Raw genomic sequence first — 2227 nt, forward strand, 5'->3', positions numbered from 1 at the left:
TTGCTCTAGCTCTGTCATCTCTTCAGATTTCTTCTTTGGCTTACGTCCCATTTTAGGCGGTCTCCCTCTTGTTTTCTCAATTCATGTATTTGAACTTTATCTTCATAAGTCAATTTCATAATAAAAACACCCCAAGTTAGATTTTTTCTGTCTAACCTTTGGGGTGCAGTTCATTTCGGCTCTTTTTATTTATAATTTTTATAGCTTGCCCAAGCCTCATCTATAGATAAGGTCTCAGCATCTGTGTATGATCCTCTATAAGCATTCCAAACAAGACCGCCACTTGAACCTGTTTTCTGAGTAACCGGAGCTTGATCGTAGATAGTAAGACCATAGTATGCAATAATACTATTTAACTTAGATGCATACAGACTATCTGTAGCATAGGTTCCTGTGAGTGCCTGAGTAGCATCCGCATAGCTACTTGTATTTGATTTCCAAGTACCTGAATAAGTAGATGACGTCATCAAAGCAGCATAATCTGCTAGGGAATCACTCAGACTTCCATATGAACGAAAGGGCTCGTCAATCTCGTAAGTATTTCCTGCACCTCCATCTTCCCAAGTACGCATTGTAACAGAGTTCCCATTATAAGAACCCTTAATACCAAAGAAGTTGTAATAAGGAGCTTGACTCAAACCTGACTGACCTGAATTTGATTCTAGAATTGCTTGAGCAATTAAAACAGAAGCATAGATATTGTAGTCTTGACCAATCTGTCTCGCAGTCTCACCGATACTATCAATAAAAGCTGTCGTAGTTTGATTATAGGCAGCTTCAGCTTTAGCATTGACACTATTATCATTCTTTCTGTCTGTTGTAAAGGCCAACACAAAAAAGAGTGAACAGATAAAAGCCCCTACGATAAAAACAAAATACTTCTTTAAATGACGATACATACAGCCCTCCCTTCATAAAAAAACGATTATAATATTTTAATACTATTCTATCAAAAAAACTGATACCCTGCAACCTTCTTACCTAGTTGTTGCTGAGAAATAAGGCAGAAGTCACCTTTACATCATATTTATAATAAGCTATAATATAGTCAAGTTTTAAGGAGGTAACTTAATGAAAATAAAAGAATCCTTACCTGGAATAAGTATTTCAATACTTATATCGCTCATAGCTTGGTATCTTGGAAAATTATTTCCTATTATTGGTGGACCGGTCATTGGACTTTTTATTGGACTCTTATTAGCTAGTCTACCTATAAATCAAAAAAAATTTTTAGTAGGGATGCAATTTACATCAAAAAAAGTATTACAATACGCAGTTGTTCTTCTTGGATTTGGATTAAATCTTTCTCAAGTCTTCAACGTTGGTTTAACATCTCTGCCCATTATTTTAGCTACCATTACTACGGCACTGATTACTGCTTATTTCATCCATAAGCTATTTAAATTAGATAGTGAAATCGCAACTTTAGTAGGAGTTGGATCATCTATCTGCGGTGGTTCTGCTATTGCAGCCACTGCACCTGTTATCAAGGCCAAAGATGAGTCCATTGCAACTGCAATCTCTGTTATTTTCTTTTTCAACATTTTGGCAGCTCTACTTTTTCCCCACTTAGGCTCTTGGTTAGGCCTCAGTAATCAGGGATTTGCTATATTTGCTGGGACAGCTGTTAATGATACATCCTCTGTAACTGCTACTGCTAGTTCATGGGATAGCTTACATGGAACATCCATCCTAGAGCAGGCAACGATTGTCAAATTAACAAGGACACTTGCTATCATTCCTATCACTCTAGGACTCTCTATTTGGCAGTCAAAAAAAGATAATACACAGGAGAGTTTTTCTCTGACCAAAGCAATTCCAAACTTCATCCTTTGGTTCCTGTTGGCTTCACTCGTTACAACCATAACGATGTCCATGGGTGTCCCATCCGCTATCTTCAATCCTTTAAAAGACCTTTCAAAATTCATGATTATCATGGCCATGACAGCTATCGGTTACCAAACAAATCTCAAAAAACTAATTACTAGGGGGGGAGCTGCTCTATTAGTGGGAGGAATTTGTTGGCTATTAATTAGTGTCGTTTCACTCCTCATGCAAAAGCTATTAGGACTTTGGTAAAATAAAACTCACAAACTAAACAAGTTTGTGAGTTTTATTTTATTGTGGCTCTATAATTTCTATAGTGGGTAAAACCACTGTAGAGTTATAGAGCTTTTTGAGTGTACACAAAAAGTCCCATAAGAACTATAATGAAAAGCGACAAAAC

2 protein-coding genes are annotated in these 2227 nt (G+C 36.7%); one reads left to right on the forward strand and one right to left on the reverse strand.

Annotation, left to right across the window (positions count from 1 at the left end; genetic code table 11):
• Positions 1 to 185 precede the first annotated feature (185 nt).
• Positions 186 to 899, reverse strand: coding sequence for a glucosaminidase domain-containing protein (locus ADF62_RS05590; protein ID WP_003092498.1), 714 nt, complete (start codon positions 897 to 899; stop codon positions 186 to 188).
• 172 nt (positions 900 to 1071) lie between these two features.
• Here ADF62_RS05590 and ADF62_RS05595 point away from each other — a divergent pair, with 172 nt between their 5' ends.
• Entirely contained in the window at positions 1072 to 2079 is a 1008-nt protein-coding gene (locus tag ADF62_RS05595; protein ID WP_003092677.1) for a YeiH family protein, read from the forward strand.
• Positions 2080 to 2227: the final 148 nt, after the last annotated feature.

The organism is Streptococcus sp. 1004_SSPC (assembly GCF_001069025.1).
Classification (GTDB): domain Bacteria; phylum Bacillota; class Bacilli; order Lactobacillales; family Streptococcaceae; genus Streptococcus; species Streptococcus vestibularis.